Source organism: Vibrio rotiferianus CAIM 577 = LMG 21460, assembly GCF_002741985.1.
In the GTDB taxonomy this organism is placed as follows: Bacteria; Pseudomonadota; Gammaproteobacteria; order Enterobacterales; family Vibrionaceae; genus Vibrio; species Vibrio rotiferianus.
In genome coordinates, this window is sequence record NZ_APHW01000111.1 from 166,595 (window position 1) to 181,964 (window position 15,370).

15 protein-coding genes and 1 pseudogene are annotated in these 15,370 nt (G+C 44.1%); 3 read left to right on the forward strand and 13 right to left on the reverse strand.

Going from position 1 to position 15,370, the window contains the following annotated elements:
• Positions 1–119: 119 nt before the first annotated feature.
• The 10 genes from B853_RS25460 to B853_RS25505 form a co-directional block, all read right to left on the reverse strand.
• Positions 120–1,724 carry an ABC-F family ATPase gene (locus tag B853_RS25460; RefSeq protein WP_081641207.1) on the reverse strand — a complete coding sequence of 535 codons (1,605 nt, stop codon included), beginning with the start codon at positions 1,722–1,724 and terminating at the stop codon, positions 120–122.
• Positions 1,725–1,925: 201 nt separating this feature from the next.
• Positions 1,926–2,345, reverse strand: coding sequence for a VOC family protein (locus tag B853_RS25465; protein WP_038885527.1), 420 nt, complete (start codon positions 2,343–2,345; stop codon positions 1,926–1,928).
• A gap of 4 nt (positions 2,346–2,349) precedes the next feature.
• Positions 2,350–3,150, reverse strand: coding sequence for a PhzF family phenazine biosynthesis protein (locus B853_RS25470; protein WP_038885526.1), 801 nt, complete (start codon positions 3,148–3,150; stop codon positions 2,350–2,352).
• A 125-nt stretch (positions 3,151–3,275) separates the two neighbouring features.
• On the reverse strand, positions 3,276–3,635 hold the full coding sequence (locus B853_RS25475; RefSeq protein WP_038885525.1) for a RidA family protein: 360 nt from the start codon (positions 3,633–3,635) through the stop codon (positions 3,276–3,278).
• Positions 3,636–3,674: 39 nt separating this feature from the next.
• Positions 3,675–4,169: a GNAT family N-acetyltransferase gene (locus B853_RS25480; protein ID WP_038885586.1), complete on the reverse strand. Its 495-nt coding sequence runs from the start codon at positions 4,167–4,169 to the stop codon at positions 3,675–3,677.
• Between the two features lie 33 nt (positions 4,170–4,202).
• A complete protein-coding gene (locus B853_RS25485) occupies positions 4,203–4,655 on the reverse strand; it encodes an NUDIX domain-containing protein (protein ID WP_038885524.1) in 453 nt (150 codons plus the stop codon).
• A 23-nt stretch (positions 4,656–4,678) separates the two neighbouring features.
• Entirely contained in the window at positions 4,679–5,008 is a 330-nt protein-coding gene (locus tag B853_RS25490; RefSeq protein ID WP_038885522.1) for a hypothetical protein, read from the reverse strand.
• Positions 5,009–5,349: 341 nt separating this feature from the next.
• A complete protein-coding gene (locus B853_RS25495; protein WP_038885520.1) occupies positions 5,350–6,900 on the reverse strand; it encodes a methyl-accepting chemotaxis protein in 1,551 nt (516 codons plus the stop codon).
• A gap of 215 nt (positions 6,901–7,115) precedes the next feature.
• Positions 7,116–9,554: a formate C-acetyltransferase/glycerol dehydratase family glycyl radical enzyme gene (locus tag B853_RS25500; protein WP_038885519.1), complete on the reverse strand. Its 2,439-nt coding sequence runs from the start codon at positions 9,552–9,554 to the stop codon at positions 7,116–7,118.
• 2 nt (positions 9,555–9,556) lie between these two features.
• Positions 9,557–10,498 carry a glycyl-radical enzyme activating protein gene (locus B853_RS25505; protein ID WP_033906693.1) on the reverse strand — a complete coding sequence of 314 codons (942 nt, stop codon included), beginning with the start codon at positions 10,496–10,498 and terminating at the stop codon, positions 9,557–9,559.
• Between the two features lie 254 nt (positions 10,499–10,752).
• Here B853_RS25505 and B853_RS25510 point away from each other — a divergent pair, with 254 nt between their 5' ends.
• Complete coding sequence (locus tag B853_RS25510) at positions 10,753–11,427, forward strand: fructose-6-phosphate aldolase (RefSeq protein ID WP_038885584.1); 675 nt, start codon at positions 10,753–10,755, stop codon at positions 11,425–11,427.
• 410 nt (positions 11,428–11,837) lie between these two features.
• Here B853_RS25510 and B853_RS25520 read toward each other — a convergent pair whose 3' ends face one another.
• Positions 11,838–12,401: a GGDEF domain-containing protein gene (locus tag B853_RS25520; RefSeq protein ID WP_346243150.1), complete on the reverse strand. Its 564-nt coding sequence runs from the start codon at positions 12,399–12,401 to the stop codon at positions 11,838–11,840.
• A pseudogene (locus tag B853_RS26865) lies at positions 12,375–12,838 on the reverse strand (GGDEF domain-containing protein); the annotation flags it as partial. The pseudogene B853_RS26865 and the gene B853_RS25520, both read right to left, overlap by 27 nt.
• 143 nt (positions 12,839–12,981) lie before the next feature.
• Here B853_RS26865 and B853_RS25525 point away from each other — a divergent pair.
• Together B853_RS25525 and B853_RS25530 are read left to right on the forward strand one after the other, a co-directional pair.
• Entirely contained in the window at positions 12,982–14,139 is a 1,158-nt protein-coding gene (locus B853_RS25525) for a linear amide C-N hydrolase (RefSeq protein ID WP_038885516.1), read from the forward strand.
• A 162-nt stretch (positions 14,140–14,301) separates the two neighbouring features.
• Positions 14,302–14,814 carry a DUF2799 domain-containing protein gene (locus B853_RS25530; protein WP_038885515.1) on the forward strand — a complete coding sequence of 171 codons (513 nt, stop codon included), beginning with the start codon at positions 14,302–14,304 and terminating at the stop codon, positions 14,812–14,814.
• Positions 14,815–14,849: 35 nt separating this feature from the next.
• Here the strand turns inward: B853_RS25530 and B853_RS25535 are convergent, their stop codons facing one another.
• On the reverse strand, positions 14,850–15,308 hold the full coding sequence (locus tag B853_RS25535) for a GNAT family N-acetyltransferase (protein WP_038885514.1): 459 nt from the start codon (positions 15,306–15,308) through the stop codon (positions 14,850–14,852).
• Between the last annotated feature and the right edge of the window lie 62 nt (positions 15,309–15,370).

The window sequence follows — 15,370 nt, forward strand, 5'->3', positions numbered from 1 at the left end:
CACCACCTTACCTCTATTAGGTTTAGATTAATTCATCATAGTGAACAAGCCATCAAAGTCTCTGTTTAACAGATATATCTTATTGGCTTGTTCACACTTATATGGCTTAGCTACGTTGGTTACGCGGCGCTCAACACTTTTTGCTGATGTGCAATGTACTCTTCAAACGTACCTTGGAAACTCACTAGCTGTTTGTCTTTCACATCAATGATCGACGTCGCCAAAGACGATACGAACTCACGGTCATGACTAACGAAGATCAAAGTACCAGTGTAGTCTTTTAATGCGCTATTTAACGCTTCAATCGCTTCCATATCCATGTGGTTGGTTGGCTCATCCATGATCAGCACGTTGATGTCTTGCATCATTAGCTTACCAAACAGCAGGCGGTTCTTCTCACCACCCGAGCAGTTTTTCGCCTTTTTGTTGGCATCGTCAGCAGTAAAAAGCAAGCGACCTAGAATGCCTCGCACCATTAGGTCATTGTGCTTCACGGTACGCCATTGTGAGATCCACTCAAAGATGGTCAGATCATTATCAAAATCCGCACTGCTGTCCTGTGGGCAGTAACCAATCGAAGCGTTTTCAGACCATTTTACTACGCCCTGAGTTTGCTCTAGTTCGTTCACTAGACAACGCAGCAAAGTCGTTTTACCCACACCGTTTTCACCGATGATCGCAAGGCGAGTACCTGCTTCAAGTAACAAGTTGCCTTTTTCAAACAACAGCTCATCACCAAACGAGTGGCCAAGGTCTTGCAGTTCCAACGCTAAACGATGCAGTTTTTTGCCCTCACCGAAATCAATCGATGGGCTAACACGGCTACTTGCTTTCACTTCGTCGAGTTGGATTTTTTCCATCTTCTTAGCGCGAGAGCTGGCTTGTTTCGCTTTCGATGCATTCGCACCAAAACGGTTTACGAATTCTTGAAGTTCGTTGATCTCAGCGGTTTTCTTCGCGTTAGAAGCCAATAACTGCTCACGACGAAGACCAGATGCTTCAAGGAAATATTCATAGTTACCAGGGTAAATGCGCAGTTCGCCGTAATCGATGTCTGCCATGTGAGTACACACAGAGTTTAAGAAGTGACGGTCGTGCGAGATGATGATCATAGTACACTTACGTTGGTTCAACTCTTCTGCCAACCAGTTGATGGTGTGAATGTCCAAGTTGTTGGTTGGTTCATCAAGCAGCAAAATATCTGGGTTTGCAAACAGAGCTTGCGCCAAAAGCACGCGCAGTTTCCAGCCCGGAGCAACTTGTTGCATCAAACCAAAATGCAGTTCTTCTTCAATACCCGCTTGAAGCAAAATATCGCCAGCACGGCTTTCTGCTGTGTAGCCGTCCATTTCAGCGAACTCACTTTCAAGCTCAGCGACTTTCATACCATCTTCTTCACTCATTTCAGGCAATGAGTAGATGCGGTCACGTTCCTGCTTCACTTCCCAAAGCTTGCGGTCGCCCATGATCACAGCGTCAATTACGCTGTATTGCTCGAACGCAAACTGATCTTGGCTCAATACGCCCAGTTTCAGCCCCGGAGTAATAGAAACGTTGCCCGAGCTTGGCGCGAGTGCTCCGCTCAGGATTTTCATAAATGTCGACTTACCACAGCCGTTTGCGCCAATCAGACCATAACGGTTGCCGTTGCCAAATTTAGCAGAGATATTTTCGAACAGTGGCTCGGCACCAAATTGCATGGTGATATTGTTTGTACTAATGATAGCGGCGTCCTCGAAGGAAATTTCTTTTTAATAACAAGTTGTTAATTCACTTTCGAGATACGGTGAGACAAGGGCATATTGAAAGTGGACGCCATTCTATCTGATTCGCTCAATAGGTGATATAGATCACGCTAATGTTGCGAAGGATTTTTATCAAAAAAAGCGCCCCGAAAGACGCTGTTAATATCAATTAGTATGAATCTATGAACGCGAAGCCATTGGGTGGCTTGGACTCATCTCTAGTAGGTCCCACAGGTTGCCATAGAGATCTTCAAATACAGCGACAGTGCCGTAGTCTTGCTCCGCTGGCGGGCGAACAAACTTAATGCCATGATCTACCATTCGGTTGTAGTCACGCCAGAAGTCATCGGTGTTTAAAAATAGGAACACACGTCCACCGGCTTGATTACCGATAAAGTCATACTGTTCTGGCTTAGACGCTTTGGCTAGCAATAATGTCACACCATTAGAACCAGGAGGAGAAACCACAACCCAGCGCTTATCTTGTTCTGGTTGGTACGTATCTTCCACCAGCTCAAATTTCAGCTTATTCACATAAAAGTCTATCGCTTCATCGTAATCTTTTACGACCAAAGCAATATGGATAATGGATTGTTTCATCGCGTTATACCTTTAGTTTTCCGCTGATTACCGTCTTTGCAGAGCCAATCAGTTTAATGCGCCCGTTTTCAAGCAGTTCGGTTTGTAAATGTCCACTGCGGGCTGATGCTTGATAAGCGCGGAGTTGGTTTTGACCAAGTTTTTGCGACCAAAACTGAGTCAGTGCGCAATGGGATGAGCCTGTTACAGGATCTTCATTCACGCCCACCCAAGGGGCGAAGTAACGCGAGATGAAGTCGATGTCAGGAGATTTCGATTGAGCAGTTACCACCACGCCGCGCCCTTGAATGTTCTTTAATGCGTCAAAGTTAGGCTCGAGATCCAGCACGGTTTGTTCACTGTCGACTTCAATAAAGCCTTTGCTGTCAAACTGAGCGTAAGAAACCACTTGTTCCGCTTTCAATCCAAGTGCCGCTAGCAACGCAGCGTCTTGTTCAACATCCATTTCAAGACGAGTCGAAGGAAAGTCGAGCTCAATCGTCGATTCGTTCACTTTTGCGTGAAGCTCACCAGAAAGAGTTTGAAAGGCAATGGTATCGCCAACCTTCGCTAATCCTTGTTCTTTTAAGATTTGCGCTGTGGCTAATGTGCCATGACCACATAGCGCCACTTCGACTTTAGGTGTGAACCAACGCAGTCGCATGTCTTTCAAACAGAGAAAAGCGGTTTCTGATACCGCCATTTCTTCAGCGATAGAGAACATCAATGCCTCTGGTAACGGTTCTTTTGAGAGGCAAACTCCGGCAGGGTTTCCTTTGAAGGGTTCGGTGGTGAAAGAGTCCACTTGGTAGATATCGAGATCCATGATGTGCTTCCTAACATTGCGATTTTGGCAAGGTGCCAAACAGCTTATAGGTTTAATGGTAAAGCGACAATGCATGCTCTGATTGTTCTAATAGAGTAGGCAGGGATTAATAGGCTAAGTGCTTTTTAATCACACCTTGTCCGAACAGCCGTAACCGTCACTTCAATCAAGACATCCCCTTCTAAATCAACGCCCAAACACGCTCGTTGTGGCCAATGGTCTGAGTTATCTCCCATCCACTCACACCAAACCGCATCCATAAGGGGCTTATCTTTCATATTCGCGATATAGACTTGCGCACTCACGATGCGCGTTTTATCAGAGCCCAATTCAAGCAAATTGTCTTCAATAGTTCGCAGCGTTAGTTTAGTTTGTTCAACAATGCCAAGAGTAGTGTCAGAAGATGTCGCGACAGTCCAAACTAGGTCTTTATAAGCTGACGATTTATTTCTTCCTTGGTAAATACCGCGTTTCCTTTCGATCATTCCTTAATCCTTAAGTCGTTGAGTAGGGACAACGAGGTATCACCCAGCTATGACTCGATAGCGACGCACTTCGTATTGGTCTTGTTCTGAATAGAATGTATTGAGGAACTCGCCGCCCGCCTTTTCGATCACGCGTCTTGATGCACGATTGTTCACATCACAAGTGACGATAGCAGAGTCCTTAATGATTTCGGTTTTCACCCAATTCAACATGAATGTGGCGATGCCTTTACCTTGAGCATCTGGCTCGGTTTCGTAACCAATGTGTCCAATCACATTATCAAGGTAGTCGTTGTTACCGTCACGAACCCGAATCGACCCAAGTATCGCCCCTTCCTCTATACAGAAGTATGTCGAAGACGGCGTCCAACCTTCCGGTAAGCCTTCGCCTTTGGCGTATCCAATTCGTTTTTTCAACAGCGCTTCACTGTCGCTTTGGGCGGCGACGTACATTTCCATTCCCGCATGAGCACACTTTTCAACATACTGCTTAAACGCCTCTAAATGACTGAGGTTGGCTCTGACTATTTGTATTGTCTTCCTTGTGTTAGTTTGAGTGAGCATTCGTTACGAAACCAATGGCTCGATGTTTTCTGCAAATAAGCACTCAAGGGGATAAAGCAAAGCAAGTGTCGGCATATCTGTTTTAGAGAACCAAGCCAGCTCGATAGTCTCGTCATCTAATTGTTCCGTTTGCAGACACTTTAACAAGACAACTGTGTATTCAACTTGGTCGCCGTTTGGATAAGTAAAACCAAACCCCTCTCCACCGAAAACACCTAGCACACGTTCAACTTTAATCTTGAGTCCGGTTTCTTCTCTGACTTCTCGAACCACGGCTTGCGAAGGTGATTCGGCTGGCTCAATCATGCCGGCAGGCAAACTCCAACTGCCATCAGATTTCTTTTGCAAAAGCAGTTTATTACTTTCATTAAGGATCACAGCGGCAACGCCCGGAATCATTAATACTTGATTACCAACTTTGCTGCGTAGCTCTTTTACGTAGTGACTGACACTCATTTTTCATCCTTGAATATAACTTTTTACCAAACATTCATTTTGAAATACAACAAGAAGCAGGTGATGAATAGCAATCCACACCATGCGAAGAATGTCATGGCCTTTTGCTCTACCGATGCCTCTTCAGGATCCGGTTGCAAAATAAAGTAAAAACAAACGATTGGGACAAGCTCGTAGGTTTTACCTATATATTGATGACCAGCGTCAAGGAATGGTGGGACGTACAAATACACCACAGTGTACGCAATGAAATAAAGCATACCGAGAATTCGGTTTAAACCGATAACCTGCCCTTCTCGGTAAAACCACGCGAACGCCGCTAACCCTGCAAGTATTGCTATGAGTAAAAACATCCGTTCTTCTACCCTTGTTTTGAACTTTCTCCTACCCTATTGAAACAACCCAACTAATCAATCACTTATGCAACTAAATACGATAAAGCTCAAATAGATTTACTAAGCACCTAGCTCGATAATTGATTAGCTTTCTTCCACTGCAAAGGGGTGATGCCATTCGCGCGTTTAAATGCGCCACGAACATATGGGTAAGTAGACGCACTCCAAAACCTAAAAAGGCACCAATCGGTGCCTTTTTGTCTGAGTCAATCCTACATTTTTATCATTGCGTCTGTTGATAAAACCAACAAACTCCAGATAATTGATACCCTCACTACTTTTAGCCTTTGCTACTATAGTTAAGCGAACTTTTGAATCATTTCTGCCAAGTCCTCTGTACTTTTTCTTACTGTTTCATTCATTTTGTTTGTTTCTGTCATTAACTCATAAGACTCATTGTACTTAAGGTTTATGGTTTGAATATTTTCATTAATTTCATCAGTTACATATACTTGCTCTTCAATTGCAACTGCTATTTGTTGATTGCGTTCAACCACATCCTGCACAAGGTCTTCAAGCTGTTGAATACAATCTAAAGACGAATTTAACAAAGATACTGTACCCGTTGATTTCTCGTTCCCTTTCTTGAGCGCGAGTACTGCGGATTGACTACCTTGCTGAATATTCTCTATTACTGTCTTTATTGACGTCGTCGACTCTTGAGTCCGTTTAGCCAATGTTCTTACTTCATCAGCAACAACAGCAAAACCTCGACCTTGCTCACCCGCTCTGGCTGCTTCTATAGCGGCATTCAATGCTAATAGGTTGGTTTGTTCAGCAATACCACTGATTACTTCCACAACTGAACCCACTTGTTCTGTTTGGTTGTTTAAACGCGTGACCACCTCAGATATTTGTCCTAGCTCATCCACGAGATCAAGAACTGAAAGGTTAACTCCATCAATCACAGTGCGGCTTTCTGTCATTGTGTGCTGGGCTTTTAACGTCGCATCCGCCGTCGCTTGAGCATTCACCGATATTTCAGATGAAGATGCTTGCATTTCATTCACAGCGACCGATACGGAATCAATTTGGACTTTCTGTGCGCTGAGATTTTCAGTAACGCTTTCGCTGTTTACTGCAGCTTTATCTGCGTTTTGCTGAGTCGAGTCACATGAATCCTTGACTGAAATACTAATTCTTCCGAGCAAAGCATTTGCGTATTGCTTTCTCATTTTCATTGCTAGCTCAATCTCTGCTAGATCATTAATTTTATTGCAATAAATGTACTCCATTAGAGGATTATCGAAATCCTTTCTTGATTGTTTTGCTAGCTTTTCTAATGGTCGTGTCAAAACATAAATCGCTAATATTGACAACAAAGAAACCGCCATGAAAGCAACCCAAGAGGGCTGACCTAACGTTTCGAGCGTCATACCCAAAGCACTAGATACTAAAATAAAAAATGCGGCTCTCATCCAAAGGCGCGTTCTTGGAAAATACATTTGAATTGGTTTAGAACCTGCATTTAGCTTTGAGTACGCCTTCTCTGCTCTTTTTACATATGCCCGTTCTGGTTTAAACCTAACAGATTGATATTCTACTGTTTTTCCGTTGCTCTTTATTGGGGAAGCAAACGCATCCACCCAATAATACCCACCATTCTTTCTCTTGTTTTTAACCATCCCCATCCAGTGTTTACCACTTTTCAGGTGCGACCATAAATCTTTAAAAGCCTGTTTTGGCATATCGGGATGCCGAACAACATTATGAGGCTGACCAATTAACTCGCCATCATCAAAGCCCGCGACTTCATTGAAGTTATCGCTCGCATACTTGATGTAACTTGACGGGTCGGTGATAGAAATTAAGTTATAGCTAGAAGGATAGTCATATTCCATTTCTCTCATATTCATTCCTCATAAAAATACATCCTCAGATACTCATTAACTTGCATAATTAATCGTAGGGCATAGGGTTTATATGTGAGAGAGAACTCGATTAATAAGTCATAAAATGTGACCCACCTCAAAATACACATCAAGTTTCATATTAACTACACTTAGTTTCCATCATCCATTAAAAAGGCACCCATCGGTGCCTTTTGTTTACTTATCTAGTGCGCTTACAGCTCGTGTTCGGTACGTGCGATGATGTCGTCTTGCGCATCTGGTGATAGCGCGGTGAAGAAGGCTGAGTAGCCTGCGACTCGCACAACAAGATCACGATATTGCTCTGGGTTCTTCTTCGCTGCTAGCAAGGTCTCGCGAGAGACGATGTTGTACTGCACGTGCCAACCTTTGTGGTGGTTGAAGAAGGTACGAATCAACATAGAAAGCTTGAGCTTATCCCCTTCAGACTCAACCGCTGCCGGGCTTAACTTCTGGTTAAGCAGCACGCCACCAAGGATCTTATTCGCTTGAATCTTACCAACCGAGTTGTATACCGCTGTTGGACCTAAACGGTCAGAGCCAGAAGATGGGCTTGCACCTTCAGCTAACGGCGTTTTCGCTTTACGACCGTCTGGCGTTGCCATGGTTGAAGCACCGAATGGGACGTTTGCCGAGATACTTGATGTACCTGCGTAGTAACCGCCGCCAATTGGACCACGCCCATGACGCGTATTTATAAACTGCTCTAGCTCATCAATGTACACTTGGTAAGCGTCTGCCAGTAGTTGGTCTACCGCGTCATCATCGTTACCGTATTTTGGTGCAAAGTTGATAAGACGTTGGCGAAGCTGCTCGTTCTCCATGCCGTCGAAATCTTCTGCCAATGCTTTTGCCAACTGTTGTTGTGAGATAAGGGGCTGGGTGATTTGCGCATCATCGAAAACAAGATGTTTGATTGCTGCTAGGCTGTTACCCAAGTTTGCGATACCGACTTGCAAACCAGATACCCAGTCGTATTTCGCACCACCTTCTTTCACGGTTTTACCGCGCGCCAAACAGTCATCCACCAGCGTTGAACAGAAGATATCTTGCGCCTGTTGTTCAAGCACGCTGTCGACGACCGTATCAATCTCAATCGATTTACGGGTGTAGTAGCGGATTTGTTCTGCCCAAGAAGCCGTCACTTGCTCAAAGTTCTCAAAGTTGCCTTTTGCTAATGACTTATCGTGCGGCAAGAAAGCTTTACCCGTTGTTGCATCCACACCTTCGTTCAATGAAGCGAGCAGAATACGGGCGAAGTTAATGAAGCTCATGCCCGTACAACGGTAACCCCATTTGCCCGGAACCGCCGTCTCGATACAGCCGATAGATGCGTAGTTGTACGCGTCTTCTTTCTCTACACCAAGCTTGATGAATTCAGGAATGACAATCTCATCGTTGTTGAACGCAGGCATACCGAAACCACATTTAATCACTTCAACACAGCCCATCAGGAATTCTTGATTTAAACCTTCATGGTAACGCACACTCAAGTTAGGTTGCGTCGAACGTAACTGACCACAAGATTCCAGAATCGCCCAAGAAAGTGAATTCACTGCGTCTTCAGGCTCACCCTTTTCATTCAACTTCTGACCGCCGATACATACGTTTTGGTACAGCGGAGAACCTGCGGATGCTTTCGAGTGCGCACCAGAGCGAATCTTGTTTACTTCAAGCAGCTTCAACCAGCAGCTTTGTAGCAACTCTAATGCGAAGTCTTTCTCAATTGTGCCGTTTTCGATATCACGAACATAAAATTCGTTGAGGAATTGGTCCATACGACCGAAAGAAACCGAGTGACCATTCGATTCGATTTGTAGCATCAATTGAACGAAGTAGCTCAATTGCAGTGCTTGCCAGAAGTTTTCCGGCGCATCACTCGCGACATGACGACAGTTTGCCGCAATGCTTTCTAACTCAGCTTTGCGAAGTGGGCGTGTCTCTTCTAGCGCCATTTTTGCTGCTAATTCAGCGTAGCTCACCATGTGGTCTTGAATTGCAAGCAGCACGATTTCGACCGACTTGTAGAACTGCTCTTTCTTCAAGCCTTCAAAGGTCGAAACATCATTGTTCGCACGGTGTTGACGAACACCCTCTAACAAACCGTTCATGCCTAGCTTCAAGATTTTCTCGTTATCCACCGCTAGGTGCGCGTCACCCGAAGTCATGTTGCCTTCGGCTTTAATGATGGTGCTGGCTAAGATTTCTTGCTGCTCATCAGTAAACAAACCATAACAACGGTCTTGAACGGTTTTACCGCGCCAGTACGGTGTGATGCTGTGGATGCCTCGCTTATCTTCTTCAGTAACAGCAAAGCCTGCACCTGGGCGGTCAGCTAGCTCGTCAATTTCCGCTTCAATCCAACGTACTGTGTATTCTGGGAAAATAGGCGCAGCGCGCACTTTGCTCGCCTGGTTACCGACTATCAATTCATCGTGCTTAATCCAAATCGTACGAGTACGTAAGTGCTCTTGCAGTGCTAGCGCACGTTGGACAATCACAGGTTTGTCTTCGTTCGCTTGATAAGCACGAGTGTATGCCTCTGCACGCTCGGTACAGACAGGTGGCGTTACGATATTTACCAGTGCCGATTTGTGCGCTTTGATACGCTCAGGAAGGTAATTCAGGTCCATAGTTAACCTCTTACAATCACGTTAAGTTGGGTGTTTTCGCTTGCGTATTGCATGGCGCTTTCTAGCAGTTCTGGTTTGTTTAATGGCTTGTCAGAACACTCGTAAGGCATATCGAGCAAACGGTATTTATTGATGCCGAGCGTGTGGTACGGCAGCAAGTGAAGTTCTTGGCAGCTTTCTAGTGAAGCCGCAAAATCGATGATGTCTTTCAACTCTTCGATGGTGTCATTGAACCCCGGCACAACGGGAACGCGAATCACAATGCGCTTCGCGATAGGTGCCAGTTTTCGGAAATTGTCTTTGATGCGTTTTAGTGAACCTTTCGCCCAGCTAAGAAACTTTTCTTCATCGGTGTGTTTTAAATCCGCCAACCAGCAATCAATATGCGGCGCGGCTTTTTCGACGTTCTTCCACGGCACATGCATGCACGATTCAATAGCGGTAGAGACTTGGTTGTCATGCAGACGTTGTGCGAGTTCTGCCACCAAATCGGCTTGCATGAGTGGCTCACCACCGGAGAATGTCACGCCACCTTGGCTTTGGTCGTAGAACGGTTTGTCTTTCATTAAGGTGTCGAACAACATGTCTGATTTCGCCTCTTCACCGCAGACAGTCAGTGCTTGCGTAGGACAGACGTCTCGCAGCGCGATCAGTTGGTCTTCTTTGATGGCTTTGCGATTGATGATGATCTGGTTGTCGATACGTTGAATACCATCACCCATCATTTCACTACCCGCTGTAGATTGAGTTGTGGCTTGATAAGCAGAAACGCACAGCTGGCAACCTTCCATACAACTTCGCTGATCAAATAAGAGTGAATGCTTTTCGCTGCGGCTTTCTGGGTTTTGACACCAAGGGCAAGACAAGCTGCATCCTTTAAGAAAAAGAATGGAACGAATGCCATCGCCATCATGGGTAGAGAATCGTTGAATATTGAAATACATCTCTGCTTGCCTCTTGGTCTGTGCTACCGCTGTGTACTTAATCCGTTTCTTGCTGGTCAAGTCTTATCAGCGGCTTTTCTTTGTTCGAACTGAAAGCTTCATTTGAGCGTTTACAAGTTTCACTTAACTTTCATTTAATGAAATTATTATAGTTTCAAATGAAATTTCAATTGATCAAAATCAAGATCTCGTTCGATTGTCAGATCTATAGTGATCCCATCATCAAAACGAAGATTTTGTTTAAGGTAGAAACCATGATTGAACTTTATTTAGATACTGCTGATGTGGCAGAAGTAAAACGCTTTAACCAGTGCCTACCGCTAAAAGGCGTGACGACAAACCCAAGCATTTTGGCGAAGTCAAAACAGGGACTGAATGAAACCCTAGCAGGCATGCAAGAAGCCCTTGGCGGTACACCTCGCTTTCATGCTCAAGTCGTGAGTTCAACCGTCGAAGGCATGGTGGCAGAAGCACGCCAACTGAATGAATTTCCTTACGATATGGTGGTAAAAGTGCCAGCAACAGAAACCGGCTTAGCAGCAATTAAGCTAATGAAAAAAGAGGGAATTCAGGTTCTTGCTACCGCTATCTATTCAGCTCAACAAGGTTTCCTTGCAGCACTGTGCGGTGCAGACTACCTAGCGCCTTACGTAAACCGCATTGATGCGATGAACGGCAACGGTGTTGAAGTGGTCGCGGATCTTCAATTGTTGCTCGATCAAAACCAACTATCAGCGAAGATTTTGGCAGCCAGTTTCAAGAACACTCAACAAGCGATGGAAGTGATGAAACTGGGTATAGAAGCCATTACATTACCAACCGATGTGGCGGCACAAATGTTCGCTCACCCAGCAGTAAAACCGGCGGTTGAACAGTTCGATAAAGACTGGAAAGAGACGTTCGGCGATAAACTTTCATTTGAAAGCTAATTAAAAGTAGCAGCTAGAAGTCTTAGTTAGGGTCTATTGATCTTTCATGGTTAAGTTTTGTTCGAGATAAAAGCGTTTTAATCGCGGCGAGAGGTTTGCCGCCTAGTCATTCTAAGCAATTACCTCTCAACAAAGAGTAAAACGCTTTTAGTCGGGGGCGCCTAGCCGAACCCTTCGGGCAGCGTTTGTGGTTCATTTCTACTTCGTTACCGACTTCTCAGTTAGACTAACTATATTTCAAGGCCTCTGCCTCATATAAATTACCCACAAATAGCTGCAAAAATCAGTTTGAAAGGTCAACAGACCCTATTAATAAAGGGAATCTTAACTCACCCTGTGCGTCGGTGAGTTGAAGATTCCCTTTTCCAACTTTATAAAGGTTTTGGTCATAACAAATACTTTAAGCGTGTCTACGCAGCTTCAGCACAGTGAGTAATTTGATCTTTACCATTCATCTTAGCTTGATACATAAGTTGGTCTGCATACTTAAGCAAATCAGACTCAGTATGATACTCGTTCTTCACAAGTCCACCACTCAGTGTCAGGTAGATCTCACAACTATCCGCTTTCAATTGGATATTTGAAATCGCTTCTCTCAGCCTATTCGCTTTAGTGATGGCTTCAGGCATATGTTTCGCGGAAATCCAGACACAAAACTCCTCACCACCAACACGAAACACTCTCTCATTCCCAACCTCAGTCTTCAAACAGTGTCCTATTTCAGATAGTGCCTTGTCACCAATATCATGACCATGCTCATCATTAATATGCTTGAAATCATCAATATCAAACATCAGTAGATAGTCACCAACGAAACTAGCAAAAGAACTAGTAAAAGCCAGACGGTTACTGGTACCCGTAAGGGCATCAGTCAACGCCAGCTTAGAGAGAGAAGTGTTGGCTTTAGCGCGGCTTAATTCAAAAAAGTGAGTGACACACCAGATCGTTACATAACAGGTGATAAAGTTAATCATAACGGGTGCGTAGTCAAATAACTCATCACTAAAAAGTCTGTATATCAGCACCGAGCCTACTGAAAAAAAGACAATTGCTGTGAGTTTGAAACCAAGGCTTCCTCCATCAATAAATAAGAAATTATGGGAAAGAAAAAAGCCCAAAGAAAGACAACATCGGTAAGGGGAAGAATCAAGTTCGCCACAAGTATTAATGACGCAATACTCAACAAATAGGCGAATACCACATAGCGATGACAGCCTCCGTTCCTACATTGAAGAAAAACGTAAAGAGATAGCAAGGCAAACAGCGCTTCTATAAACGCAAGCAAATATTGTGAATGATAGAAGACATTAAAAACAACCAGTGCCGACATAACAAACATGAATACAACACTTACAGACCGAAGTACTTTATTCCGGATCTGCTCTGTGTACTCCAAATTTTCCATACTCATAAATCCATTTTCATGCAAATCAAAAAGAGCGAGTTACATATCACAAACATAATTGTGTTTTCAGTTCCATTGATGATAATGATATCAAATTGTTAACAGGATATTTCTCTATTCATTGCAACCGAGAAGGGAACTCGACACCTATGTGTACACGCATCTTCAATAATTTAAACCCGTCATTTCCTATGACAGGGAGAAACTTCGATTGGCACAACCCATTAACAACTTACTTATACCGACTACCTGCCGGAGATTCAATCCGGCTTGGAATCAATGATCGTCACCCAGAAGCACAAAAGGCACACCATTGGACAGCCCAGTACTCGAGTGTTTGTACCTATCTAGGCAGCGATAATATTGGCCTAGCGTCTATTGATGGGGTAAATGAAAAAGGTCTCGCCGTGAATGGGTTGGAAGACTTGCTAGCGTACTTTGAAAATGCGACAGAGATCATAAAGAGTAAAGATTCAGTCTCGAAACTAATACTCGAGATGCTAGAGCAAGACGAGAAAGAACATACACCAACACAAATCATTCCAGATGGCGTCGCCATCATCAGCTCACTTCGCTGGGTACAATTCACATTAGACAATTTTGAAAGTGTTCGCGAAGCGGCGGACTATTTCAGAAATAACCCTGACAATCTATACATCGTCAGTGAATATGTTCCAGATGGAAAGAACGAAACACCGACTAAATTGCACTTAACACTCTCTGATACAAGTGGTAATTCTGCAATTATTGAACTGAGAGGTGGACGTTTCAGTGTAAACGAAAGTGAAAACTATAATGTTGCGACCGTTACACCGCGTTTTGAGATTCAGCAGCTGTTATTAAAACCATGGTTAGAAAAATGGAACCATCCTAAGAACCTCGTTGGACTCACTCTCTTCGACGTTCCAGGTGGTACAGCAACTCATCAAAGGTTCGCTCGAGCAAGTTATTACTATAAGTTTTCCCAACCAGCAGCAGAGCAAACCGAAGTGCTTAGCCAAACAAGAGCATTGATGGCAACGTGCGCAACACCACTTGGTTGTCACTTTGAGCAAAAGCCTGAGTCACCACCCTCTGCGACTACGCTTTGGTGTAGCATCATCGATCACAACAACCTTTGCTACCATACCGTTAATTCATCAACCATGGCCCATAACTGGGTAGAATTAAAGCGCGACTTGCGCGAGCCGCAAAGAACTTTAGTCATCAACGCCCAATCCACTAATACGGAATATGTTGGCGCAAACGTATTTGGTGACTTAAGCGAGCACATGGAAACCTGCCCCTCTCCCTTTGACAACTACTAGTTAGCCCCCCCCATAGCCTCCTGAACTGGGGGGCTATGGCCTTAATTGTTTTCAATTTGCAATTACATGTATTTATGAGCACTATGATTCCACCCAATAAAATGAACACCGTTCAATTTATATTCTAATGGTCAATTTAATTTCTTTTAAGGACATTTACTGATGAAAAGAGCACTTATTCCGCTTGCTTTACTCACTTTGCTCTCCGGTTGTACCAGTATGTCTCCCGATGAGTGTAAGACGGCTAATTGGTACAAGGTAGGCTACCAAGACGGTCGAGAGGGTGACAACCCAAGCATCATCAACAGCTATACAGAAGACTGCAGTGAAGCTGGCGTTACGCCGGACAGAAAGGAATGGCAAGAAGGCTTCGATAAAGGCACGATTCTCTACTGCTCTCCGGATAATGGTTATACGGTAGGAGTAGAAGGTAAAACATATTATGGCGTGTGCAGTAATAAACAATTCATTGAAAACTACCAGTTAGGTCATCAGGAATATCAGCGCCAGCAACGTATTCAAGAGCTCGATACTCAAATTTCGGTGATCGACAACCAACTGGATAATAATCCAGATAAAGATAATGCCAAGCGCCTAAAAGAGAAGAGAAAAAGGCTGGCAGATGAACGTTCACAGTTACTAATGCCAACCATCAATTTCAATTTGAATTTCTAAGGAACTTAACCTTAACTTGCTAGAAATACGTGACCCTAGCTCAATTCTAGGGTCATAAATTGGCTGTTCGGATCGAGTTCGTAGTCACCAAACGGATCGCAATACACAAAGCCATGCTTTTCATACAACAGGCGCGCAGGTTTAAAAAATTCCATCGAGCCAGTTTCTAAACTTAAGCGCTGCAACCCTTTTTGCTTCGCTTGCTCAATCACATGAATCAATAATTGAGACGCCACACCTTGGTTTCTTGCTGCTGGTGTGGTGCGCATGGATTTAAGCTCTGCGTGTTGGTTATCCAACTCTTTAATTGCAGCACACCCCAACAGCTGCTCATCTTTCCATCCAGTCCAGAACGTTACGGCTGGTAGTTTTAGTTTATCCAGGTCTAACGCATGTACGCTCTCTGGCGGTGACGTGGCATACATATCTTGTAAGTGTTCTTCTAATAGCGCGATGACTTCTGCTCTTTCTAAATTATCGACTTCAATCTTCACATATCTTCCTTGATTTATTCATTTAATTGCATCGAATTTATTGCAAAACCTGAGTGGATACA

Bases quoted from the DNA above. Each gene is read 5' to 3' on its own strand.
- B853_RS25465 (WP_038885527.1), bottom strand. From the start codon at position 2,345: ATGAAACAATCCATTATCCATATTGCTTTGGTCGTAAAAGATTACGAT.
- B853_RS25470 (WP_038885526.1), bottom strand. From the start codon at position 3,150: ATGGATCTCGATATCTACCAAGTGGACTCTTTCACCACCGAACCCTTC.
- B853_RS25475 (WP_038885525.1), bottom strand. From the start codon at position 3,635: ATGATCGAAAGGAAACGCGGTATTTACCAAGGAAGAAATAAATCGTCA.
- B853_RS25485 (WP_038885524.1), bottom strand. From the start codon at position 4,655: ATGAGTGTCAGTCACTACGTAAAAGAGCTACGCAGCAAAGTTGGTAAT.
- B853_RS25490 (WP_038885522.1), bottom strand. From the start codon at position 5,008: ATGTTTTTACTCATAGCAATACTTGCAGGGTTAGCGGCGTTCGCGTGG.
- B853_RS25495 (WP_038885520.1), bottom strand. From the start codon at position 6,900: ATGAGAGAAATGGAATATGACTATCCTTCTAGCTATAACTTAATTTCT.
- B853_RS25500 (WP_038885519.1), bottom strand. From the start codon at position 9,554: ATGGACCTGAATTACCTTCCTGAGCGTATCAAAGCGCACAAATCGGCA.
- B853_RS25505 (WP_033906693.1), bottom strand. From the start codon at position 10,498: ATGTATTTCAATATTCAACGATTCTCTACCCATGATGGCGATGGCATT.
- B853_RS25510 (WP_038885584.1), top strand. From the start codon at position 10,753: ATGATTGAACTTTATTTAGATACTGCTGATGTGGCAGAAGTAAAACGC.
- B853_RS25520 (WP_346243150.1), bottom strand. From the start codon at position 12,401: ATGATTAACTTTATCACCTGTTATGTAACGATCTGGTGTGTCACTCAC.
- B853_RS25525 (WP_038885516.1), top strand. From the start codon at position 12,982: ATGTGTACACGCATCTTCAATAATTTAAACCCGTCATTTCCTATGACA.
- B853_RS25530 (WP_038885515.1), top strand. From the start codon at position 14,302: ATGAAAAGAGCACTTATTCCGCTTGCTTTACTCACTTTGCTCTCCGGT.